This window comes from Enterobacter cloacae complex sp. P47BA (assembly GCF_014930485.1).
In the GTDB taxonomy this organism is placed as follows: domain Bacteria; phylum Pseudomonadota; class Gammaproteobacteria; order Enterobacterales; family Enterobacteriaceae; genus Enterobacter; species Enterobacter bugandensis.
Map to the genome: position 1 here is coordinate 35,788 of NZ_JADBRF010000025.1, position 22,608 is coordinate 58,395.

Sequence of the window (22,608 nt, forward strand, 5' to 3'; positions counted from 1 at the left end):
ATGTCCCTTCGCCCCGCCACCACGCTCTGGCCGCCCGTTTTACTGGGTAGCCAGTTTGTTTTTAACATTGGTTTTTACGCCGTCGTTCCCTTCCTGGCGGTATTTCTGCGTGACGACATGCTGCTCTCCGGCGGGCTCATCGGGCTGATCCTGGGCCTGCGCACGTTCTCGCAGCAGGGGATGTTTATCGTTGGCGGTGCGCTCTCGGACCGGTTTGGCGCGAAGGTCATCATCCTCAGCGGCTGCATAGTTCGTGTTTCAGGCTATCTGCTGCTGGCCTTCGGGGGATCGCTGTGGCCGATTATTCTGGGCGCGTGTCTGACGGGCGTCGGAGGCGCGCTATTTTCTCCCTCAATTGAGGCTCTGCTGGCGAAAGCGGGTACCCACAGCGAGGCGAAAGGGAAACGAAGCCGGGCGGAGTGGTTTGCGCTCTTTGCCGTCTGCGGGGAGCTCGGCGCGGTACTGGGCCCGGTTGCTGGCGCTCTGCTAACGGGGCTTGGCTTCCGCCAGGTAGCGCTGGCGGGGGCAGGCGTCTTTATCATTGCGCTAGTGGTGCTTTACTTCTGTCTGCCTGCTGCCGGGCAACGTTCACAGAAGATAAAAATAGTGCCCTGGTGGACGACGTTCCGCCAGCCGCGCTTTGTCGCCTTTATCATTGCCTACAGCTCCTGGCTGTTAAGCTATAACCAGCTCTATCTGGCGCTGCCGGTGGAGATCCAGCGCTCCGGCGGTAGCGAGAAAGATCTCGGCCCGCTTTTTATGCTGGCCTCCGTTCTGATCATTACCTTACAGCTGCCGCTGGCGCGTTTCGCCCGACGCGTGGGCGCGGTAAACATTCTTCCGGTGGGCTTTTTGCTGCTTTCCGCCGCCTTTGCGAGCGTGGCAATGTTTGCGGCAACAGAACCGCCTGAAGGCTGGCTGCGGCTTCTGCCCTCGGTCTCGTTTGTCACGCTGCTGACGCTGGGGCAGATGCTGCTGGTGCCCTCGGCAAAAGATCTCATTCCGCGTTTCGCCGATGAATCCACGCTGGGCGCGCACTATGGCGCACTCTCCACCGCCGGAGGCATTGCGGTACTGGCTGGAAATTTGTTATTTGGCAGCCTGCTGGATCGCGCGCTGGTGCCTTCAACGCAGGCGATTTACCCGTGGCTGCTGCTGGCGCTCTTTCCACTCTGCAGCGCGCTGGCCCTGAACGTGATTTGCCGCCCGCTACGAAGCTGATCGGTTCACTTTTTCGGTCGATACTTCTCCGGCAGTTCCGGCACCGGACGACGGTCATCCATCAGATGGCGGACGGTCAGAATGGGGTGACGCCATAACATACGCGGGCCTGCCCAGCGCATAATCTGCTTCATCTCTTCACGTCTGGCAGGCTGGTAGCAGTGCACCGGGCATTGTTTACAGGCGGGCTTTTCTTCACCAAAAACGCACTTATCCAGGCGCTTATCAGCATACGCGTTGAGCGCCTGATAATGCCCCGCTTCCTGAGAAGCCTGTGGACACTGCTTTGCGTACAACGCGATCATTTTCGCGATGGTCTCTTTTTCACGTGATATGCGTTTACCGGTCATAGCGACTTACCAAATAATAAGATGCATCAATAATACACTTTAAAACTGTGGATTTCAGGTGTTGCATTCCGTTTTCTGAAGCCTGATTCCACTATTAACCCTGCACCTCCTGAAAATCACTGGTATTTTATACAGGCATCAGGAATGACCGTTGTCCGTATAGTCTGGAGACCCTATGAAAGAGATCGCGATCGGCAAACCCTACCGCCATTTAAAAGTGGGATATTTCAGAAAACGTCACGAGGATCGAAAAACGAAGATACCAAAGCGATACAGCGTGCATGCGGCGCTGAGCTTAAAAGGAGACTGGCTTGAAAAGGCGGGCTTTACCACCAACTCCCAGGTCAGGGTGGGCGTTGAGCATGGAAAAATCGTCATTGAGTTAATGTCTGAAGGCGCCTCGTAAAGCCGCCACATTTTTCTGCGCCGTACCTTTTTTTCATGCGACAATAGAACGAACAAACGGCCACTGAGCCGCTCAAAACGGTTTATTTTCAAAGAAATGGACATCATAACTCCATGAGCACAATCGACAATTTCGACGCACATACGCCGATGATGCAGCAGTACCTGAAGCTGAAGGCACAGCATCCGGAAATCCTGCTGTTTTACCGCATGGGCGATTTTTACGAGCTGTTTTATGACGATGCTAAACGTGCGTCGCAGTTGCTCGACATCTCGCTAACCAAACGTGGCGCATCCGCAGGCGAGCCCATCCCGATGGCCGGTATCCCGCACCACGCGGTTGAAAACTATTTGGCCAAGCTGGTGAATCAGGGTGAGTCCGTTGCCATCTGCGAACAAATCGGCGATCCGGCAACCTCGAAAGGCCCGGTTGAGCGCAAAGTCGTACGCATCGTCACGCCAGGCACCATCAGTGATGAAGCCCTGCTTCAGGAGCGCCAGGATAACCTGCTGGCGGCGCTGTGGCAGGACGGCAAAGGGTTTGGCTACGCCACGCTGGACATCAGCTCCGGGCGTTTTCGCCTGAGTGAGCCGGCTGACCGCGAAACGATGGCTGCCGAACTGCAGCGCACCAACCCGGCAGAATTGCTCTACGCCGAAGACTTCGCCGAAATGGCGCTGATTGAAGGCCGTCGCGGATTGCGCCGTCGCCCGCTGTGGGAATTCGAAATTGATACCGCGCGCCAGCAGCTGAACCTGCAGTTCGGTACCCGCGATCTGATTGGCTTTGGCGTGGAAAATGCTCCACGCGGGCTGTGTGCCGCAGGTTGCCTGCTGCAGTACGTGAAAGACACCCAGCGCACCGCCCTGCCGCATATCCGTTCTATCACCATGGAGCGCCAGCAGGACAGCATCATCATGGATGCCGCCACGCGCCGTAACCTGGAGATCACCCAGAACCTGGCAGGTGGCGTTGAAAACACGCTCGCGTCGGTGCTCGACAGCACGGTGACGCCAATGGGCAGTCGCATGCTGAAACGCTGGCTGCATATGCCGATTCGCGATACCGATACGCTGGTTTGCCGCCAGCAGACGATTGCTGCGTTGCAGGATCGCTATACCGAGCTGCAGCCGGTCCTGCGTCAGGTGGGCGATCTGGAGCGTATCCTGGCCCGTCTGGCATTGCGCACCGCGCGCCCGCGTGACCTCGCGCGGATGCGTCATGCTTTCCAGCAGCTGCCGGAACTGCGTGCGCAGCTGAGTGACGTTGACAGCGCGCCGGTACAGAAACTCCGCGAAACGATGGGCGAATTCACTGAACTTCGCGAGCTGCTTGAGCGCGCCATTATTGATGCGCCTCCGGTTCTGGTGCGCGACGGCGGTGTGATTGCCCCAGGCTACAACGAGGAGCTGGACGAATGGCGCGCGCTGGCCGACGGCGCGACGGACTATCTCGATAAGCTGGAAATTCGCGAACGCGAGCGTCTTGGGCTCGACACGCTGAAAGTGGGGTATAACGCGGTACACGGTTACTACATTCAGATCAGCCGCGGGCAAAGTCATCTGGCGCCGATTCACTACGTACGTCGTCAGACCTTGAAAAACGCCGAGCGTTACATCATTCCCGAGCTGAAAGAGTACGAGGACAAAGTACTCACCTCGAAAGGTAAAGCCCTGGCGCTGGAAAAACAGCTGTATGACGAGCTGTTCGACATGCTGATGCCGCACCTTGCTGACCTGCAGCTCAGCGCCAGCGCGCTGGCGGAGCTGGACGTGCTGGTGAACCTGGCAGAACGAGCTGAAACGCTGAACTATACCTGCCCGACCTTTACCGACAAGCCCGGCATTCGCATTACGGAAGGCCGTCACCCGGTCGTTGAGCAGGTGCTGAACGAACCGTTCATCGCCAACCCGCTGAGCCTCTCGCCGCAGAGAAGAATGCTGATCATTACCGGCCCGAACATGGGCGGTAAGAGTACCTATATGCGCCAGACGGCGCTGATTGCTTTGCTCGCCTATATCGGCAGCTACGTCCCGGCGCAAAAAGTGGAGATTGGCCCCATCGATCGTATCTTCACCCGCGTTGGGGCAGCGGACGATCTGGCGAGCGGTCGCTCAACCTTCATGGTCGAGATGACCGAAACGGCTAATATTCTGCATAACGCGACGGAGCACAGCCTGGTGCTGATGGACGAAGTGGGACGCGGAACCTCAACCTATGACGGCCTGTCACTGGCCTGGGCCTGTGCTGAAAGCCTCGCGAATAAAATCAAGGCCATGACGCTGTTCGCCACCCACTACTTCGAGCTGACGCAGCTGCCGGAGAAAATGGAAGGCGTGGCTAACGTTCATCTTGATGCGCTGGAGCACGGCGATACCATTGCCTTTATGCACACGGTGCAGGATGGCGCGGCGAGCAAGAGTTATGGCCTGGCCGTTGCGGCGCTGGCAGGTGTACCAAAAGAGGTGATCAAGCGCGCTCGCCAGAAGCTGCGTGAGCTGGAAAGCCTCTCGCCGAATGCGGCGGCGACGCAGATCGATGGCACCCAGATGTCGCTGTTGGCGCCACCGGAAGAAACGTCGCCTGCGGTGGAAGCGCTGGAGAACCTCGACCCGGATTCACTGACGCCGCGTCAGGCGCTGGAGTGGATTTATCGGTTGAAGAGTCTGGTTTAGTTTTCTGCGGTCAGTTTTGTCGGGTGGCGGCTTCGCCTTACCCGACCTACAAAACCCGTAGGCCCGGTAAGCGCAGCGCTACCGGGCCTATTATTACAACAGCGGCGGGATCGTCGGCACCTGCGGTGCTTCATCAATATCCTTCTGCGTCATGCGGAACGCTTCCGGGTAATGCTCGCGGCTGGTACGACGCAGCGGTTCGGTATCGCGCCAGGTATAAAGACAATGCTGGCACTGATAAACGGTCCAGACCCCTTTCACCGGTGACGTCGCCATCACTTCAATATGCTCATCGGCACAACGTGGACAAATCATCTTTTCCTCCTTATTGGCGTGCTGCCAGCATCGCGGTCAGTTTTTCAGCCCAGGCTTTAGTTTCAGGCAGATCCTGTACCGGCTGGCTGTAGTGGCCACGGGTGTCCGGTGCAACAGGCGTGGTGGCATCAATAATCAGTTTGTCGGTAATGCCCGCCGGGCTGGAGCCAGGGTCGAGTTCAAGCACTGACATGTTCGGCAGCTGCACCAGATCCCCTGCCGGATTGACCTTCGATGAGAGCGCCCACATCACCTGCGGGAGGTTGAACGGATCGACATCCTCATCCACCATAATCACCATCTTCACGTAGCCCAGACCGTGCGGCGTGGTCATGGCGCGTAAACCGACCGCGCGGGCAAAACCACCGTAGCGTTTTTTGGTGGAGATAATTGCCAGCAGACCGTGGGTGTACATCGCGTTCACCGCCTGCACTTCCGGGAATTCTGCCTTCAGCTGCTGGTAAAGCGGCACGCAGGTGGCTGGTCCCATCAGATAGTCAATCTCGGTCCACGGCATGCCGAGGTAAAGGGATTCGAAGATCGGTTTGGTGCGGTAAGAAACTTTGTCGATACGGACCACCGTCATATTACGGCCACCGGAATAGTGTCCGGTAAACTCGCCGAACGGCCCTTCGATTTCACGCTTGCGGCCTTCAATCACCCCTTCAAGGATCACTTCAGAACCCCACGGCACATCGAAGCCAGTCAGCGGTGCGGTGGCAATCGGGTACGGGCTTTCACGCAGTGCGCCCGCCATTTCATACTCGGACTGATCGTATTTCAGCGGCGTCGCGCCCATTAGCGTGATGATCGGATCGTTGCCGAGAGTAATCGCGATCGGCAGATCTTGTCCGCGCTCTTCCGCTTTGTGCAGATGGAGGGCGATATCGTGCATCGGTACCGGCTGCAGGCCGAGCTTGCGCTTGCCCTTGACCTCCATGCGGTAGATCCCGACGTTCTGCTTGCCGAAATGGTCCGGGTCGAGCGGATCGCGCGAGACAACGCACGCTTTATCGAGATAAAAACCGCCGTCACCGTCGTTCAGGCGAAACAGCGGCAGGATATCGAACAGGTTAATGTCTTCACCGTCGACCGTATTTTGCGCCCAGGCCGGGTTAGCGCGGCGCTCCGGCGTAACGGGGAATTTATCCCAGCGGCGAATAAACTCGTCGATCTGTTTTTTTACCGGGGTATTCGCTGGCAGCCCCATCGATATGGCGTGGTTTTGCCACGAGCCGATGGTGTTCATCACCACGCGGGCATCGGTAAAGCCACGAATATTGTCGAACCACAGCGCGGGCGCGCCGTCGCCAATACGACCTGTGGCGTTGGCTGCCGCCGCCAGATCCGGCTCCGCATTCACCTCTTCCTCAATTTTCAGCAATTGCCCTTGCTCATCGAGCGCCTGCAGGAAGCTTCTCAAATCATCAAATGCCATCTTTGTTCTCCTGTGAAAAATGTTTCGCCTCCCGCAACCCGTTCCATCGGCGCGCCTTTTTGTGCTCCAGACCAAACTGGTCGAGCACACGGGTGACGATATGCTGGGTGATGTCATCGGCGGTTTGCGGGTGGTTGTAATACGCAGGCATGGGCGGCACCATCGCCACGCCCATGCGGGAAAGCGCCAGCATGTTCTCCAGATGAATGGTACTGAGCGGCGTTTCGCGGGGAACGAGCACCAGCTTGCGCCCCTCTTTCAGCACCACATCTGCCGCACGGCCCACCAGCCCTTCGGCGTAGCCCGCGCGGATCCCCGCCAGCGTTTTCATGCTGCAGGGAATGACTATCATGCCGTCGGTGCGAAACGAGCCGGAGGAGATGGTGGCGGCCTGGTCAGCCGGGCTGTGAACAACGTCAGCCAGCGCAGCAACGTCCTGTACGCTGTAAGGCGTTTCCAGCTCAATGGTTGTTTTTGCCCACTTCGACATGACCAGATGGGTCTCTACCTCCGGCATTTCCCTCAGCGCCAGCAGCAGCGCCACGCCCAGCGGAGCCCCCGTTGCTCCTGTCATTCCCACGATCAATCTCATTCATCACCTCAATCATTTTGTTCGTGTACGAACATTTACAGATAAACTACTCCCGGATCGCTCTACTGACAAGATCGTTCGTACACGATCACATTAATTGCTAAAAAATCCCGCGTTATCATCCCGGGCTTTAGCGGCTATCATAGGGGGTGATTTTTTCTGTCGGAGTGTTCATGGAACTAAGACAAGAGGCGTTCCACCTGTTACGTCAGCTTTTTCAACAGCATACCGCTAAGTGGCAACATTCCCTGCCGGAACTGACCAAGCCGCAGTATGCGGTTATGCGCTCCATTGCCGAGCACCCGGGCATTGAGCAGGTGGCATTGACCGAAGTGGCGGTCAGCACGAAGGCGACGCTGGCGGAGATGCTCAGCCGAATGGAGGCGCGCGGGCTGGTCAAACGCGAGCACGATCCCGCAGACAAGCGCCGCCGGTTTGTCTTCCTGACGCCGGAAGGCGAAGCCCTGCTTGCAGACTGCCAGCCGGTCGGCAACGAGGTGGATGAGGCGTTTTTAGGGCGTCTTAATAAGGCCGAACGGGAGCAGTTCTCTGCGCTCATCAAAAAGATGATGCACGATTAATTCACCCTGGCGCGCATAAAATCAATAAAGGTGCGCACTTTCGCAGGCACGTGCCGGGCATCCGGATAAACCGCGTGGATGCCCTGCCGCGCGAAGGTATATTCCGGTAAAACCGGGACCAGTTTTCCCGCATCAAGCGCATCGCGCACCAGCCATTCCGGCAGTAACGCCACGCCACTTCCCGCGAGCGCAAAAGCCATAAGCGCCTGCGCGCTGTCGGCAAACAGGCGCGGCGCTTTTTTTATCTCAAGCATTTCAGGCGCACCGCTGGCATCTTTCACCTGCCAGCGCAGCGGCGACGCTAAGCGCTCGTGAATAATCCAGTCGGCTTGCGCCAGCTGTGCAAGCGATTCAACCGGATGATTCATCCGCCATTCCGGCGTCGCGACGGGCAGGATGGAAAAATGTGAAATCAATGCGGCGTGGTAGCGCGAGTCGGTAAGCGTTCCCAACCGAATAGCCACGTCAAAGCGCTCTGAGATCAGGTCGGCATGGAGTGAAGACGAAACATGACGCACGCGAAGCTCCGGGTGCAGCTGGCTAAACCTTGCCAGCAACGGTACCACGACCCGCGAACCATACTCAGGCGTGGTGGTGATCCGCAATTCCCCCGTGAGTCCTGCATGATTCGCGCGAACATCATCCTGCAGCCGTTCTGCGTCCTTCAGAAGCGCCACGCTGCGCTGATGAAAAAGCGCTCCCGCCTCGGTTAACGTCAGGCGGCGGGTGGAGCGCAGCAGCAGCGTCACCCCCAGCTCGGCTTCGAGCTGGCGAATATTGAAGCTGACCACGGCTTTTGTCAGACCCAGCGCATCGGCTGCGGCAGTAAAGCTGCCGGTATCGGCCACCGCAACAAACATCTGCGTCCGCTGTAGGTTAATCATCATTACGCCTTTTACCGTCAAAATTTTTTTGACAGTATATCGCGCTTTGTCAGGTTTATCCGTGCTTCCGGGGTCGATACGATACGCCACCTCACGGGAGGATCCACCATGACATATCGCAGCAAAGTCGCCGCTGTCTATCTGCTGGGCTTTTTTCTTGATTTGATCAACATGTTTATTGCCAGCGTCGCTTTTCCGGCGATGGCGCAAGCTCTTAACGCCACGCCTTCAGCGCTTGCCTGGGTCAGTAACGGGTACATTGCCGGCCTGACGCTGGCGATCCCGTTTAGCAGCATGCTCACGCGCCGCTTCGGACCAAAGCGGGTCATCCTGATCTCGCTTTTTCTGTTCAGCGCGGCTTCTGCTGCGGCAGGCTTGTCTGCAACGCTGGAAAGCCTTATTGCCTGGCGCGTGCTGCAGGGCGTGGGCGGTGGCTTACTGATCCCCGTCGGACAGGCGCTGACCTGGCAACTGTTTCAGCCTCACGAGCGAGCCAGACTCTCCTCGGCGGTCATGCTGGTCGCGCTGCTTGCTCCCGCCTGCTCCCCCGCTATCGGGGGCCTGCTGGTGCAGATGCTAAGCTGGCGGTGGATATTTTTCGCGACGCTTCCGGTGGCCATCGTGACCTTTGTGTTGGCCTGCCTGTGGCTTAAACATGAAATACCCGCGATGAAAGCGGCCAGGCTGCTCAACCTGCGGTTGCTCGCGGACCCGCTTTTGCGTTTTGCCATGCTTGTCTATGTATGCGTTCCTGGCGTATTTATCGGGGTGAACGTTACGGGCATGTTTTATCTTCAGCACGAGGCGAACATGAGTCCAGCCGCAACGGGTATGCTCATGCTGCCGTGGTCCGTGGCATCGTTTATCGCCATCACGGCGACGGGACGCTATTTTAACCGTATCGGCCCACAGCCGCTGATTGTTATCGGCTGCCTGCTGCAGGCGACGGGCATTCTGCTTTTGCTTAACGTCAGTTCGGCTACGCTGCTTCCTGTCGTTGCGTTTACCCTGATGGGCGCGGGGGGAAGCCTGTGCAGCAGTACCGCTCAGAGCAGCGCTTTTCTGACAACGCGCAGGGAAGAGATGCCGGATGCCAGCGCGCTGTGGAATCTCAATCGTCAGTTGAGCTTTTTTGCCGGTGCCCTGCTGCTGGCAGAGGTGCTGAGTCTGGCGCAGAGTTATCTGGCGCCACTCGCCGCCTGGCACGGAATGTTTCTTTTTGCCGCAGGCATGACCCTATTGCCTTTACTGTACGTTTTCCGACTTAACAATACGCAGGTGCTCGCCCAGCTGCGACAGGAGAATTCATGACGCCTTTTGAACACGACATTATCGACCTCCACATTGCGCTTGAAAACTGGTTAGGCAAAGGCGAAGGCGACTCCGACGCCCTGCTCGCCCGTTTCCGGCCAGATTTTCTGATGATCCCACCGGGTGGCGTTCATATCGACTATCACGGCCTTGTGGACTTTCTGCACAGTCAGCGAGGAAGCCGCCCCGGACTGAAGATCGTCATTGACGAATTATCCACGATCGAGCGCTGGGATCGTGGCGCGCTACTGCACTACCGGGAGACGCAAACCCGGCCGGACCTGCCCGTCAACGTGCGCTGGTCAACCGCGGTGCTTAATCAGGAAGGCGGCGGGATTACATGGCGTCTGCTGCACGAAACGGCCCAGCCGTAGCACAAAAGAAAAAGGCCCGTCTCACGACGGGCCTTTTTTGACGAAAGGATGCTTATTCGCGGAACAACGCTTCGATATTCAGACCTTGCCCCTGCAGGATTTCACGCAGGCGGCGCAGACCTTCTACCTGAATCTGACGAACACGTTCACGGGTCAGGCCAATTTCGCGGCCGACGTCTTCCAGTGTCGCAGCTTCATACCCCAGTAAACCGAAACGACGTGCCAGCACTTCACGCTGTTTGGCGTTCAGTTCGAACAGCCATTTGACGATGCTCTGCTTCATGTCATCGTCCTGCGTGGTGTCTTCCGGGCCGTTGTCTTTTTCATCGGCCAGGATGTCCAGCAGCGCTTTTTCGGAGTCGCCACCCAGCGGGGTGTCAACCGAGGTAATGCGCTCGTTGAGACGCAGCATACGGCTTACGTCATCAACCGGTTTGTCGAGTTGTTCGGCAATTTCTTCTGCGCTTGGCTCGTGGTCCAGTTTATGGGACAACTCGCGCGCGGTACGCAGATAAACGTTCAACTCTTTGACGATGTGGATCGGCAGTCGGATCGTACGGGTCTGGTTCATAATAGCCCGTTCGATGGTCTGACGAATCCACCAGGTCGCGTAGGTTGAGAAACGGAACCCGCGTTCCGGGTCAAACTTCTCAACTGCGCGGATGAGACCTAAGTTGCCCTCTTCAATCAGATCCAGCAGAGCCAGACCACGATTGCCGTAACGGCGGGCAATTTTCACGACCAGTCGCAGGTTACTTTCGATCATGCGACGACGCGAGGCAACATCACCACGCAAAGCACGACGTGCGAAATAGACTTCTTCTTCGGCCGTTAGCAGTGGGGAGTAACCAATCTCCCCAAGGTAAAGCTGAGTCGCGTCCAGTACACGCTGTGTGGCGCCCTGCGATAACAGCTCTTCTTCAGCCAAATCGTTATCACTGGGTTCCTCTTCTACTAAGGCTTTTTCGTCAAAAGCCTCTGCTCCGTTCTCATCAAATTCCGCGTCTTCATTTAAATCATGAACTTTCAGCGTATTCTGACTCATAAGGTGGCTCCTACCCGTGATCCCTGAACGAGACACCCTGGCTGGCATGCCCCGTCAATTTATCGCTGCGGCAAGTACTGCAGCGGGTTTACGGATTTCCCCTTGTAACGAATTTCAAAATGCAAGCGTGTAGAACTGGTTCCGGTGCTACCCATGGTAGCGATTTTTTGCCCCGCCTTAACTTCTTGTTGTTCCCGGACCAGCATTGTGTCGTTATGGGCGTAGGCACTCAGGTAATCATCGTTATGTTTGATGATAATCAGATTACCGTAACCGCGCAGCGCGTTACCGGCATACACAACGCGTCCGTCTGCGGTCGCGATGATAGCCTGTCCTTTACTGCCTGCGATATCGATCCCTTTGTTCCCACCCTCAGAGGTTGCGAAGTTCTCGATAATCTTGCCGTCGGTTGGCCAGCGCCATGCGGTGATGGACGAACTGGCATTCTGACTGCTTGCAGTCGGTTCAGTAGAGCTAACCACAGGTGCCGTGGTCGGTGCTGTGACAACAGTCGCAGTCCCTTTATTATTCGGCAACATTTTGTTAGCAGTCTGATCACCTGAATCCTCAGAATACGTAATTACAGGTTGTGAAGCAACCACCGTGGTGGATTTTTGTGCAGGCTTAACGCTGTTATTTTGAGCCGTCACATCGGCCGCTGAAACCGTATTACCAGGCGTCAGTGGCGTACCCGTTGCGTTGCCCACCTGGAGCGTTTGGCCAACTTCCAGAGCATACGGGGCCTGGACGTTATTACGCTGCGCGAGGTCACGGAAATCGTTCCCGGTGATCCAGGCAATGTAGAACAGCGTATCGCCGCGCTTCACGGTATAGGTGCTGCCGCCGGTATAGCTGCCTTTCGGAATGTTCCCATACTGGCGGTTATAGACTATGCGGCCATTTTGGGTCTGAACAGGCTGTTCAACTGGCTGAATCTGCGTTGGCTGTGTAACAGGATGTTGCACAGGCTGAATTTGTGGTGTTTGCTGCGGCGCAGCAGTACCCATTTTAGGCGGAGGCGTGATCAACATTCCGCTGGACGTGTTACCGGAGCCGCTGTTTCCCCCGACGGAACTGACGGGCGCAGGCGCGTTGTTGGAACTTGTACAGCCTGCCAGCCAGAGCGAAACCAGTGATAATGCCGCAACACGGCTGATGGTGAATTTAGGGCTTCCCGCGCTCATTTATCCCCCAGGAATGTGTTAACTACCAGTGACTTAAAATTTACCGTGATGACACGAATCTTTCGCGCCACACCATACGCTGAATTTGCCTTAATAACCCTGGATAAATCCGAGTCTCAGGCCAACTCCCCCTTTACCAGAGGCACAAAGCGCACGGCTTCCACGGTGTCGATAATATACTCGCCGCCGCGCCGACGAACGCGCTTTAATAGCTGCTGCTCGTCCCCGACGGGCAGAACAAGAATGCCCCCCTCATCCAGCTGCGACAAGAGCGCTGCGGGAATTTCAGGCGGAGCCGCCGTCACGATGATAGCGTCAAACGGGGCGCGAGCCTGCCAACCCTGCCATCCATCACCGTGTCGTGTCGAAACATTATGTAAATCAAGTTGTTTCAGGCGACGACGCGCCTGCCATTGCAAACCTTTGATCCGCTCTACGGAACAGACATGGTGTACCAGATGCGCCAGGATGGCGGTCTGATAACCCGACCCGGTGCCAATCTCCAGCACGCGTGAGTCGGGCGTGAGCTCCAGCAGCTCCGTCATCCGCGCCACCATATAAGGCTGCGAAATCGTCTGGCCTTGCCCGATGGGCAGCGCTACGTTTTCCCACGCTTTGTGTTCAAACGCCTCGTCTACAAATTTCTCACGCGGGACCTGAGCGAGCGCTTCAAGCACGTGCTCGTCGCGGATCCCCTGTGCGCGAAGTTGTTCCAGAAGAGTTTGTACACGTTTGCTTACCATTGCGCGTTCACTCCTGCGCGATCCAGCCAGCCCGACACCACATCATGCGCGCTATACGCGGTTAAATCTACGTGCAGCGGAGTGACCGAGACATAGCCATCATCCACGGCGGCAAAGTCGGTGTCCGGACCCGCATCGCACTTATCGCCAGGAGGCCCGATCCAGTAAAGCGTGTTGCCGCGAGGATCCTGCTGCGGGATCACCTGATCGGCCGGATGCCGGCTTCCGCAGCGCGTAACGCGAATGCCCTTAATTTCATTGAGAGGAAGATCCGGCACGTTGATGTTGAGAATGCGCCCGGTACGCAGCGGCTCGCGGCCTAGCGCCCGCAGGATCGAGCAGGTCACCGCGGCGGCGGTATCGTAGTGCGTGTGGCCGTTTAACGAGACCGCCAGCGCCGGGAACCCCAGATGGCGCCCTTCCATTGCCGCCGCTACCGTTCCGGAGTAAATCACGTCATCGCCGAGGTTCGGCCCGGCGTTAATGCCGGAGACGACGATATCCGGACGCGGGCGCATCAGCGCGTTCACGCCCAGAAACACGCAGTCCGTCGGCGTGCCCATCTGCACGGCAATATCGCCATTTTCAAAGGTAAAGGTGCGAAGCGACGACTCCAGCGTCAGTGAGTTAGACGCTCCACTGCGGTTACGATCGGGGGCCACGACCTGCACATCCGCAAATTCACGGAGGTGCTTCGCCAGGGTCTGAATGCCCGGCGCGTGGATCCCGTCATCGTTACTCAGCAATATTCGCATAATCACCCGAGGTGTTGATTAGTTCCCTGACAACACTGGTGGCAAAGCTACCTGCCGGCAGCCAGAAGCGTAACTCGACGGTCACGTCATCCCACCAGTTCCAGCTTAACTGCTGCGGATAGAGCAGCATCGCGCGGCGCGCTGCTTCGACTTTTTCCCGCACCAGCAAGGATTGTAATTCCGGCGCATCCGTCACGGCGGACTGCTCAGCGCTCAACGCGTCGCCCTGGGTGCCCCAGTCGCCTGAGCCCGGCAAAGCTGCGGTAATCATCAGCGCTTTGGCATCCACGCGCGACTGCACATCGGCCATTTCTTCGGCCGTTGCCACAAACCAGCTTCCGCGTCCCGCTAATTGTAGCGCATCGCCAACAACAACTTGATTCGCGTCCGGTTTTTTCAGCCTTTCGCTCACAATCTGATTAAACAACGCGCTGCGGGCCGCCGACAACCAAAAACTGCGTTTATTCCTGTCGCGCACCGGCGCATCGCTTTGCGCCCAGCGCAGCGCGCCCTGCAGGTTGCTGCCGCCAATGCCAAAGCGCTGCGCGCCAAAGTAGTTCGGAACGCCGCGTTCATTAATGGCGTTGAGACGTTTTTCAACGTCTTCTCGATCGGTCACTTCGCGCAGCACCAGCGTAAACGCGTTGCCTTTCAACGCCCCCAGGCGCAGCTTGCGCTTGTGGCGGGCGTACTCCAGCACCTTACAGCCTTCAAGCTCAAATTTGCTTAAATCAGGCATCGCATTGCCGGGCACGCGGGCGCAGAGCCACTGCTCGGTGACAGCGTGTTTATCTTTCTGCCCGGCAAAGCTCACTTCCCGGGCGTGAATTTTGAGGAATTTTGCCAGCGCGTCGGCCACAAAGCGGGTGTTGCAGCCGTTTTTCAGAATACGCACCAGGATATGTTCGCCTTCGCCATCGGGTTCAAAGCCCAGATCCTCAACCACGAGGAAATCTTCCGGGCTGGCTTTCAGCACCCCGTTCCCCTGCGGCTTACCGTGCAGGTATGTCAGGTTATCGAAGTCCGTCATTTTGCCGCCTTCACCAGCAGCGCCACGGCTTCACAGGCAATCCCTTCGCCACGACCGGTAAAGCCCAGCTTCTCCGTGGTGGTGGCTTTGACGTTGACGTCGTCCATATGGCAGCCCAGATCTTCAGCGATAAATACGCGCATCTGCGGAATGTGCGGCAGCATTTTCGGGGCCTGGGCAATAATCGTCACGTCGACGTTGCCGAGGGTGTAACCTTTCGCCTGAATACGGCGCCACGCTTCGCGCAGCAATTCGCGGCTGTCCGCCCCTTTAAAGGCCGGGTCGGTGTCCGGGAACAGCTTGCCGATATCACCCAGCGCGGCAGCGCCGAGTAGCGCGTCGGTCAGCGCATGCAGCGCCACGTCGCCATCAGAATGCGCCAGCAGCCCTTTTTCGTAAGGAATACGTACGCCGCCAATGATAATTGGGCCTTCTCCGCCAAAGGCGTGTACATCAAAACCGTGTCCAATTCGCATTATGCCTTCTCCTGATGGGTCGAACGGGTAAGATAAAATTCCGCGAGCTGTAAATCTTCCGGGCGCGTCACTTTTATATTATCAGCGCGCCCTTCAACAAGCGTGGGGTGAAAACCGCAATACTCCAGCGCGGAGGCTTCGTCCGTGATGGTCGCGCCTTCATTAAGGGCACGCGTTAAGCAGTCGTGGAGCAGTTCGCGGGGGAAAAATTGCGGCGTCAGCGCGTGCCATAAGTCGACGCGCTCAACGGTGTGGGCGATAGCACGCTTGCCCGGCTCGGCACGCTTCATGGTGTCGCGCACCGGCGCGGCCAGAATGCCGCCCACTTTACTGGTTTCGCTCAGCGCCAGCAGGCGTGCCAGGTCGTCCTGATGCAGGCACGGACGTGCCGCGTCATGGACCAGCACCCACTGGGCGCTTCCGGCAGCCTGAATGCCCGCCAGCACGGAATCGGCGCGCTCGGCGCCGCCATCAACTACGGTAATCTGTGGGTGGTTTGCCAGCGGCAGCTGCGCAAAGCGGGCATCGCCGGGACTGATGGCGATGACCACGTGCGTCACCCGCGGGTGCGCCAGCAGCGCCGCCACGGCGTGCTCAAGGATCGTTTTATCGCCAATTGAGAGGTACTGCTTGGGACATTCTGTCTGCATGCGCCGGCCAAAACCTGCGGCCGGCACCACGGCACATACGTCCGAAAAAGTTGCTGCCATGTCGTAATCCTGGGCCTGATTATCGATTGTTTTGTGCTGAGCCCTGATTGCGTTTAGACGCATCCGGAACCAGACGATAAAAGGTTTCGCCCGGCTTAGTCATACTGAGTTCATTGCGTGCGCGCTCCTCAATCGCCTCCTGGCCGCCATTGAGGTCATCAATTTCAGCAAAGAGTTGATCGTTACGCGCCTTAAGTTTGGCATTTGTTGCCTGCTGAGCCGCGACGTCATCGCTCACCCGGCTGTAGTCGTGCAGCCCGTTCTTACCGAACCACAACGAATATTGCAGCCAGACCAGCAAAGCCAGCAACAGCAGCGTTAGTTTACCCATCCTGCCCCCTGAAAAAACGGCATCATCATCCCATAACTTTCCGTTCGACTCTACTGCGGGGTTTTAATTATGTCGCAAGTTAGCCCATTAGCCATAAAAACAGCAGGCCAAAGATGACGACAACGGTGGCAATCGTGATAACCGTACTGTACAGGAGCTTGCCGTTGAAAAGGGAGTGCAGCGCAACCCCGACAACGACCGCAACGGGCATCAGCGCCAGGAAGAAGGGCCAGGTGTAGAGAAAGAAGAAAAGGGTGTTACCACCGTAGATCAAAAACGGAATACCCAGCGCCAGTAACCACGACGCAAAGCCGACTATCGCCCCAGGGAAGGACCAGGTCGTCTCATTGTCGGTGGTTAACGGTTCCGACCCGGTGGTGATAATGTAGTTTTCACTGTTGCGCATAGCTAATCCTGTGACCGTGACTCATCGTTCGGGAAGACAGCTCCCGAACGATACCGCCTCAGGATCTGATAATATCGTCCCGTCTGAGCAGGTCTAATAATTGGCTTACTAAATTTGTTACCAATTGTTGACCTTCCAGGTGAATCTCAGGCGATTCAGGCGCTTCGTAAACCGAGTCAATTCCGGTGAAGTTTCGCAGCTCGCCGGCACGCGCTTTTTTGTACAGCCCTTTCGGATCGCGCGCTTCGCAGATCTCCAGCGGCGTATCGACAAACACTTCGATAAAGCGATCCTGACCCACGCGCTCGCGCACCATCTGGCGCTCTGCGCGGTGTGGCGAGATAAACGCCGTCAGCACCACCAGCCCGGCGTCTGCCATCAGGCTGGCGACTTCACCTACCCGGCGAATGTTCTCTTTGCGGTCGTCGTCGCTGAACCCCAAATCGCTGCACAGGCCGTGACGCACGTTGTCGCCATCCAGCAGGTAGGTACTTACTCCCTGCTGATGCAGCGCCTCTTCCAGCGCGCCCGCCACCGTGGATTTACCGGAGCCAGACAGCCCGGTAAACCACAGCACCACCCCACGGTGGCCATGAAGCTGTTCGCGCTGGGCGACGGTGACCGGATGAGGATGCCAGACGACGTTCTCATCATGGGCGGCCATTACTTGCCTCCCAGCAGATCGCGGGCGCCCCAGTGCGGGAAGTGCTTACGCACCAGCGCGTTCAGCTCCAGCTCGAAGGCGCTGAACTCAGAGGTCACGCTCGCCTGCGCGTTAGGCTCGCGCACCATGCCCGCGCCGACGGTAACGTTGGTCAGGCGGTCAATAAAGATCAGCCCGCCCGTCACCGGGTTCTGCTGATACGGATCCAGCACCAGCGGCTCGTCGAAGGTCAGATCCACCAGGCCAATACCGTTCAGCGGCAGCTCGCTCACATCACGGTGGGTCAGGTTGTTGATGTCCACCTGGAACTGAATGCCGTCCACGCGGGCGCGGGTTTTCTTGCCCGCAATTTTGATGTCGTAGCTCTGGCCTGCGGTCAGCGGCTGTTCGGCCATCCACACCACGTCCACGGACGCGCCCTGCACCGCCGCCAGCGTCTCCTGCGCGTCGACCAGCAGGTCACCGCGGCTGATATCAATTTCGTCTTTCAGCACCAGCGTGACCGCTTCCCCTGCCCCGGCTTCCTGCAGATCGCCGTCGAAGGTCACGATACGTGCAATTGCTGACTCCACGCCGGATGGCAGCACCTTCACGCGCTGCCCCACCTTCACGGAACCGGAAGCAATAGTGCCGGAGAAGCCGCGGAAATCGAGGTTTGGACGGTTCACGTACTGCACCGGGAAGCGCATTGGCTGAGTGTCGACCACGCGATGAATTTCAACGGTTTCGAGCACTTCCAGCAGCGTCGGGCCGCTGTACCACGGCATGTTTGCGCTCTGGGAGGCGACGTTATCCCCTTCCAGCGCCGAGAGCGGCACAAAGCGAATATCCAGGTTGCCCGGCAGCTGTTCGGCAAAGGTCAGGTAGCTCTGGCGGATCTCCTCGAATTTTTCTTCGCTGAAGTTCACCAGATCCATCTTGTTGACCGCCACCACCAGGTGCTTGATCCCCAGCAAAGTGGAGATAAAGCTGTGGCGACGGGTTTGATCCAGCACGCCTTTACGGGCGTCCATCAGCAGGATCGCCAGATCGCAGGTGGATGCGCCGGTCGCCATATTGCGGGTGTACTGCTCGTGCCCCGGGGTGTCGGCAATAATAAACTTGCGCTTCTCGGTGGAGAAATAGCGATAGGCCACGTCAATAGTGATGCCCTGCTCGCGCTCCGCCTGCAGGCCGTCCACCAGCAGCGCCAGGTCAAGTTTTTCGCCCTGGGTGCCGTGACGCTTGCTGTCGTTATGCAGGGAAGAGAGCTGATCTTCATAAATCTGGCGCGTGTCGTGCAGCAGGCGGCCAATCAGGGTACTTTTCCCGTCATCCACGCTGCCGCAGGTCAGAAAGCGCAGCAGGCTTTTATGTTGTTGGGCGTGCAGATACGCTTCCACGCCGCCTTCGTTGGCAATTTGTTGAGCAATAGTGGTGTTCATGGCGGCTCCTTAGAAATAACCCTGACGTTTCTTCAGCTCCATGGAGCCTGCCTGGTCGCGGTCAATCACGCGCCCCTGTCGCTCGCTGGTGGTGGACACCAGCATCTCTTCGATGATCTCCGGCAGCGTCTGCGCGTTCGATTCCACCGCGCCGGTCAGCGGCCAGCAGCCGAGGGTACGGAAACGGACCATCTGTTTTTTGATCACTTCACCCGGCTGCAGATCGATACGATCGTCGTCAATCATCATCAGCATGCCGTCGCGCTCCAGCACCGGGCGCTCGGCGGCCAGGTACAGCGGAACAATCTCGATGTTTTCCAGATAGATGTACTGCCAGATATCCAGCTCGGTCCAGTTAGAGAGCGGGAAGACGCGAATGCTTTCGCCCTTGTTGATCTGGCCGTTGTAGTTGTGCCACAGCTCCGGGCGCTGGTTTTTCGGATCCCAGCGATGGAAGCGGTCGCGGAAGGAGTAGATTCGCTCTTTGGCGCGGGATTTTTCTTCGTCACGCCGCGCGCCGCCGAAGGCCGCGTCAAAACCGTACTTGTTCAGCGCCTGCTTCAGCCCTTCGGTTTTCATGATGTCGGTATGCTTGGCGCTGCCGTGGACGAACGGGTTAATGCCCATCGCCACCCCTTCCGGATTTTTGTGCACCAGCAGCTCGCAGCCGTAGGCTTTGGCGGTACGGTCGCGGAATTCGTACATTTCGCGGAATTTCCAGCCGGTATCCACGTGCAGCAGCGGGAACGGCAGCGTGCCCGGATAAAACGCTTTACGCGCCAGGTGCAGCATGACGCTGGAATCTTTACCGATGGAGTACATCATCACCGGGTTAGAGAACTCGGCGGCCACTTCGCGGATAATATGGATACTTTCCGCTTCGAGCTGCCGCAGGTGAGTAAGTCGTTTTTGGTCCATAACCGTTCCTTAAGCCAAATTTACAACAGAAGAACCAAAGCCTTCTGTATCGGTTGTGTGTTGGAACCAGGCGAGGGTGCTGTGCAGCTGCACCACCTCTCCCACCACGATCAGGGCAGGCATCGGGGCGTCTTTCGCCAGGGTTGCAAGGTCTTGTAATGTGCCGATAGCAACATGCTGATCGACGCGCGTACCGCGAGAAATGACGGCAATGGGCGTCGTCGCCTCGCGACCGTGCTGAATAAGCTGTTCGCTGATGTCCGCAGCCTTCATCGTGCCCATGTATATCGCCAGCGTTTGTCGGCTCTGGGCGAGGTGCGACCAGTCAAACGGCGTGCTGTCGGCCTTGTAGTGCCCGGTCACAAAGGTGACGCTCTGGGCGTAATCGCGATGGGTCAGCGGAATGCCGGCGTAGGCCGTCACCGCAGAGGCCGCCGTGATGCCGGGCACCACCTGGAACGGCACGCCAGCTTCGGCTGCCGCCTGCAGTTCTTCACCGCCGCGACCGAAAATGAACGGGTCGCCCCCTTTCAGGCGCACCACGGTTTTGCCCGCTTTCGCGGCGGCAATCAGCATCTGGTTGGTATCGTGCTGCGGCACGGAGTGTTCCCCCGCCCGTTTGCCGACGCAGATTTGCTCCGCATCGCGACGGATCAGCTCGCGCACGCCATCGGTGACCAGGTGGTCGTAGAACACCACGTCCGCATCCTGCAAAACCTGCAGGCCGCGCAGCGTCAGCAAACCGGCATCCCCCGGCCCGGCTCCCACCAGAATAATTTCCCCGCCCGTACTGCCGGGGTTATCCAGTTCGTCTTCGAGAATTTTCTGCGCCGCCGTCTCATTGCCCGCCTGCATCAGGCTGGCAAAGCGGCCGCGAAATACGCGCTCCCAGAAGCGACGGCGTTCCGTCACGCTGGTCAGGCGGTTTTTTAAATGGTTGCGCCAGTAGCTGGCTTTCTCCGCCATGCGTCCGAGGCTGGTCGGCAGCAGCGCTTCGATCTTTTCCCGCAGCACGCGCGCCAGCACCGGCGCGGTGCCGCCGGAGGAGATCGCCACCAGCAGCGGCGAGCGGTCAACGATCGACGGGAAGATAAACGAGCATAAAGGCTGGTCGTCCACCACGTTCACCAGACGGTAACGGGCCTGGGCCGCGTCGGAGACCCGCCGGTTAAGTTCCCGATTTTCAGTCGCCGCAATCACCAGCACCACGCTGTCGATCTGTGACTCGTCGAAATCCGCCTCTTCAACAACCCGCACCTGTGCCCCTGCGCGCTGCAAAAACGCGATTTTGCGATCGGCAATTTCTCCCGTGCCGACAACCAGTACCGGTCGGTCTTTTAAGGCGGCAAAAAGGGGCAGATAGTCCACAGGCAACAACTCACTAACAACGAGGAATAGAGGGACTATAGGGGGCGGCTTAGATCGAATGAAATTACGAATTGGAATGAGTAGTTACTCAATGGAATAACGCCGTGAAAAAGCAAATACCAAAAAATGCTTAACACGCGAAATTTCGGGCATTTAAGAGCAATTCAAATTGTGTATGGACGATCACAGTTTCATACTATGCACGTTATTATTTTGCTCTGTTTTTAAGGACTCACTATGTTTTCCGCAACGCGCCACCGTATTGCTGCCCTGGCGCTCGGCGTTTGCTTTATCCTTCCGGCTCAGGCAAAAAATCAACCTTATGGTGAAATCGCCACTAAGCAGGCGCGACATATTGCGACGGTTTTCCCTGGCCGCATGACCGGTTCACCCGCGGAGATGCTCTCCGCCGACTATATTCGCCAGCAGTTTGCACAGATGGGCTACCAGAGTGACATACGCTCGTTTCACAGCCGCTACATCTATACCTCACGCAATAAAATGCAAAACTGGCATAACGTGACCGGCAGCACGGTGATTGCGGCGCATGAGGGGAAAGCGGCTGAGCAGATTATTATCATGGCGCACCTGGATACCTATGCGCCAATGAGCGACGCCGATATTGATAATAACCTCGGGGGACTGACGCTGCAGGGCATGGACGATAACGCAGCGGGTCTCGGCGTGATGCTTGAACTGGCTGAACGCCTTAAAAATATTCCGACGAAATACGGTATTCGCTTTGTGGCGACCAGCGGCGAAGAAGAAGGAAAACTCGGCGCTGAGAATCTCCTTAAACGGATGAGCGCTGAGGAGAAGAAAAATACGCTGCTGGTGATTAACCTCGATAACCTGATCGTGGGCGATAAGCTCTATTTTAATAGTGGACAGAGCACGCCGAGCAGCGTGCGTAAACTCACCCGCGACCGCGCGCTGGCGCTTGCCCGTACGCATGGCGTCTATGCCGCAACAAACCCAGGCGGTAACCCGGATTATCCAAAAGGCACTGGCTGTTGTAACGACGGGGAAGTGTTTGATAAGGCAGGCATTCCGGTGCTGTACGTCGAGGCGACGAACTGGGCGCTGGGCAAAAAGGATGGCTATCAGCAGCGCGCTAAATCGAAAGCGTTCCCGGACGGGACCAGCTGGCATGACGTGCGGCTGGATAATCAGCAGCACATTGATAAAACGCTGCCGCAGCGGATTGAGCACCGCAGCCGGGATGTCGTGAAAGTGATGCTGCCGCTGGTGAAGGAGCTGGCGAAAGCGGGCAAAGCCTGATGTTTTTAAGTATAGCGGGGCCTGATGCCCTCACCCCAACCCTCTCCCACAGGGCTGAGGGTTCCCCAGAAAAATGAAAAGCACGATGAAGTGTGATCTACTGGTTGCGCTAACAAATCAGAAGAG

General features: G+C 57.6%; 25 protein-coding genes. 7 read left to right on the plus strand and 18 right to left on the minus strand.

Features of this window, described 5'->3' with window-relative positions:
• Positions 1–1,221, plus strand: a complete 1,221-nt coding sequence (locus IM299_RS20840; RefSeq protein ID WP_048956597.1) for an MFS transporter — start codon at positions 1–3, stop codon at positions 1,219–1,221.
• Between the two features lie 5 nt (positions 1,222–1,226).
• Here the strand turns inward: IM299_RS20840 and IM299_RS20845 are convergent, their stop codons facing one another.
• The gene (locus IM299_RS20845) at positions 1,227–1,571 is read right to left on the minus strand and encodes a nitrous oxide-stimulated promoter family protein (RefSeq protein ID WP_047364429.1); all 345 of its coding nucleotides are present in this window, start codon (positions 1,569–1,571) and stop codon (positions 1,227–1,229) included.
• A gap of 175 nt (positions 1,572–1,746) precedes the next feature.
• Here IM299_RS20845 and IM299_RS20850 point away from each other — a divergent pair, with 175 nt between their 5' ends.
• Complete coding sequence (locus tag IM299_RS20850; protein ID WP_041908449.1) at positions 1,747–1,977, plus strand: SymE family type I addiction module toxin; 231 nt, start codon at positions 1,747–1,749, stop codon at positions 1,975–1,977.
• Between the two features lie 113 nt (positions 1,978–2,090).
• Positions 2,091–4,652: a DNA mismatch repair protein MutS gene (mutS, locus tag IM299_RS20855; RefSeq protein ID WP_041908448.1), complete on the plus strand. Its 2,562-nt coding sequence runs from the start codon at positions 2,091–2,093 to the stop codon at positions 4,650–4,652.
• Between the two features lie 93 nt (positions 4,653–4,745).
• On the opposite strand, the gene IM299_RS20860 is transcribed toward mutS, so the two are convergent.
• The 3 genes from IM299_RS20860 to IM299_RS20870 are packed head-to-tail and all read right to left on the minus strand — an operon-like array spanning position 4,746 to position 6,997.
• Positions 4,746–4,967, minus strand: coding sequence for a non-oxidative hydroxyarylic acid decarboxylases subunit D (locus tag IM299_RS20860; RefSeq protein WP_003862116.1), 222 nt, complete (start codon positions 4,965–4,967; stop codon positions 4,746–4,748).
• Positions 4,968–4,977: 10 nt separating this feature from the next.
• Positions 4,978–6,405, minus strand: coding sequence for a non-oxidative hydroxyarylic acid decarboxylases subunit C (locus IM299_RS20865; RefSeq protein ID WP_041908445.1), 1,428 nt, complete (start codon positions 6,403–6,405; stop codon positions 4,978–4,980).
• Positions 6,395–6,997: a non-oxidative hydroxyarylic acid decarboxylases subunit B gene (locus IM299_RS20870; protein WP_028014231.1), complete on the minus strand. Its 603-nt coding sequence runs from the start codon at positions 6,995–6,997 to the stop codon at positions 6,395–6,397. Before IM299_RS20870 ends, IM299_RS20865 begins: the two co-directional genes overlap by 11 nt.
• A 173-nt stretch (positions 6,998–7,170) precedes the next feature.
• Between IM299_RS20870 and IM299_RS20875 the strand changes: the two genes are divergently transcribed.
• Positions 7,171–7,578 carry a MarR family winged helix-turn-helix transcriptional regulator gene (locus tag IM299_RS20875; protein WP_028014232.1) on the plus strand — a complete coding sequence of 136 codons (408 nt, stop codon included), beginning with the start codon at positions 7,171–7,173 and terminating at the stop codon, positions 7,576–7,578.
• Here the strand turns inward: IM299_RS20875 and IM299_RS20880 are convergent.
• Positions 7,575–8,462, minus strand: coding sequence for a LysR family transcriptional regulator (locus IM299_RS20880; protein ID WP_045261239.1), 888 nt, complete (start codon positions 8,460–8,462; stop codon positions 7,575–7,577). The genes IM299_RS20875 and IM299_RS20880 overlap by 4 nt on opposite strands.
• Before the next feature lie 108 nt (positions 8,463–8,570).
• Between IM299_RS20880 and IM299_RS20885 the strand changes: the two genes are divergently transcribed.
• Both IM299_RS20885 and IM299_RS20890 read left to right on the plus strand, forming a co-directional pair.
• Entirely contained in the window at positions 8,571–9,773 is a 1,203-nt protein-coding gene (locus IM299_RS20885; RefSeq protein WP_193358042.1) for an MFS transporter, read from the plus strand.
• Positions 9,770–10,147 (plus strand): DUF4440 domain-containing protein, encoded by a 378-nt coding sequence (locus tag IM299_RS20890; protein WP_041908440.1) that lies wholly within the window; start codon positions 9,770–9,772, stop codon positions 10,145–10,147. Before IM299_RS20885 ends, IM299_RS20890 begins: the two co-directional genes overlap by 4 nt.
• Positions 10,148–10,199: 52 nt before the next feature.
• Here IM299_RS20890 and rpoS read toward each other — a convergent pair whose 3' ends face one another.
• The 13 genes from rpoS to cysG form a co-directional block, all read right to left on the minus strand.
• The gene (gene rpoS / locus IM299_RS20895) at positions 10,200–11,192 is read right to left on the minus strand and encodes an RNA polymerase sigma factor RpoS (protein WP_013098493.1); all 993 of its coding nucleotides are present in this window, start codon (positions 11,190–11,192) and stop codon (positions 10,200–10,202) included.
• Positions 11,193–11,251: 59 nt separating this feature from the next.
• Complete coding sequence (gene nlpD, locus IM299_RS20900) at positions 11,252–12,376, minus strand: murein hydrolase activator NlpD (protein ID WP_041908436.1); 1,125 nt, start codon at positions 12,374–12,376, stop codon at positions 11,252–11,254.
• A 116-nt stretch (positions 12,377–12,492) separates the two neighbouring features.
• Positions 12,493–13,119: a protein-L-isoaspartate(D-aspartate) O-methyltransferase gene (locus IM299_RS20905; RefSeq protein ID WP_028014237.1), complete on the minus strand. Its 627-nt coding sequence runs from the start codon at positions 13,117–13,119 to the stop codon at positions 12,493–12,495.
• On the minus strand, positions 13,113–13,874 hold the full coding sequence (gene surE, locus IM299_RS20910; RefSeq protein WP_041908434.1) for a 5'/3'-nucleotidase SurE: 762 nt from the start codon (positions 13,872–13,874) through the stop codon (positions 13,113–13,115). The genes IM299_RS20905 and surE overlap by 7 nt, the downstream gene beginning before the upstream one ends.
• Entirely contained in the window at positions 13,855–14,904 is a 1,050-nt protein-coding gene (gene truD / locus IM299_RS20915; RefSeq protein ID WP_193358043.1) for a tRNA pseudouridine(13) synthase TruD, read from the minus strand. Before truD ends, surE begins: the two co-directional genes overlap by 20 nt.
• A complete protein-coding gene (gene ispF / locus IM299_RS20920; protein ID WP_006811766.1) occupies positions 14,901–15,380 on the minus strand; it encodes a 2-C-methyl-D-erythritol 2,4-cyclodiphosphate synthase in 480 nt (159 codons plus the stop codon). The genes truD and ispF overlap by 4 nt, the downstream gene beginning before the upstream one ends.
• The gene (gene ispD / locus IM299_RS20925) at positions 15,380–16,090 is read right to left on the minus strand and encodes a 2-C-methyl-D-erythritol 4-phosphate cytidylyltransferase (protein ID WP_028014240.1); all 711 of its coding nucleotides are present in this window, start codon (positions 16,088–16,090) and stop codon (positions 15,380–15,382) included. Before ispD ends, ispF begins: the two co-directional genes overlap by 1 nt.
• Before the next feature lie 19 nt (positions 16,091–16,109).
• The gene (gene ftsB, locus IM299_RS20930; RefSeq protein WP_003862095.1) at positions 16,110–16,421 is read right to left on the minus strand and encodes a cell division protein FtsB; all 312 of its coding nucleotides are present in this window, start codon (positions 16,419–16,421) and stop codon (positions 16,110–16,112) included.
• A gap of 79 nt (positions 16,422–16,500) precedes the next feature.
• The gene (locus IM299_RS20935; RefSeq protein WP_028014241.1) at positions 16,501–16,827 is read right to left on the minus strand and encodes a DUF3561 family protein; all 327 of its coding nucleotides are present in this window, start codon (positions 16,825–16,827) and stop codon (positions 16,501–16,503) included.
• A 58-nt stretch (positions 16,828–16,885) separates the two neighbouring features.
• Entirely contained in the window at positions 16,886–17,491 is a 606-nt protein-coding gene (gene cysC, locus IM299_RS20940) for an adenylyl-sulfate kinase (protein ID WP_028014242.1), read from the minus strand.
• The gene (cysN, locus tag IM299_RS20945; RefSeq protein ID WP_045261235.1) at positions 17,491–18,915 is read right to left on the minus strand and encodes a sulfate adenylyltransferase subunit CysN; all 1,425 of its coding nucleotides are present in this window, start codon (positions 18,913–18,915) and stop codon (positions 17,491–17,493) included. Before cysN ends, cysC begins: the two co-directional genes overlap by 1 nt.
• A 9-nt stretch (positions 18,916–18,924) precedes the next feature.
• Complete coding sequence (cysD, locus tag IM299_RS20950) at positions 18,925–19,833, minus strand: sulfate adenylyltransferase subunit CysD (protein WP_008499613.1); 909 nt, start codon at positions 19,831–19,833, stop codon at positions 18,925–18,927.
• A gap of 9 nt (positions 19,834–19,842) precedes the next feature.
• Positions 19,843–21,192, minus strand: a complete 1,350-nt coding sequence (cysG, locus tag IM299_RS20955; RefSeq protein WP_193358045.1) for a siroheme synthase CysG — start codon at positions 21,190–21,192, stop codon at positions 19,843–19,845.
• Positions 21,193–21,438: 246 nt separating this feature from the next.
• On the opposite strand from cysG, the gene IM299_RS20960 reads away from it, so the two are divergent.
• Positions 21,439–22,482: an aminopeptidase gene (locus IM299_RS20960; RefSeq protein ID WP_193358044.1), complete on the plus strand. Its 1,044-nt coding sequence runs from the start codon at positions 21,439–21,441 to the stop codon at positions 22,480–22,482.
• Positions 22,483–22,608: the final 126 nt, after the last annotated feature.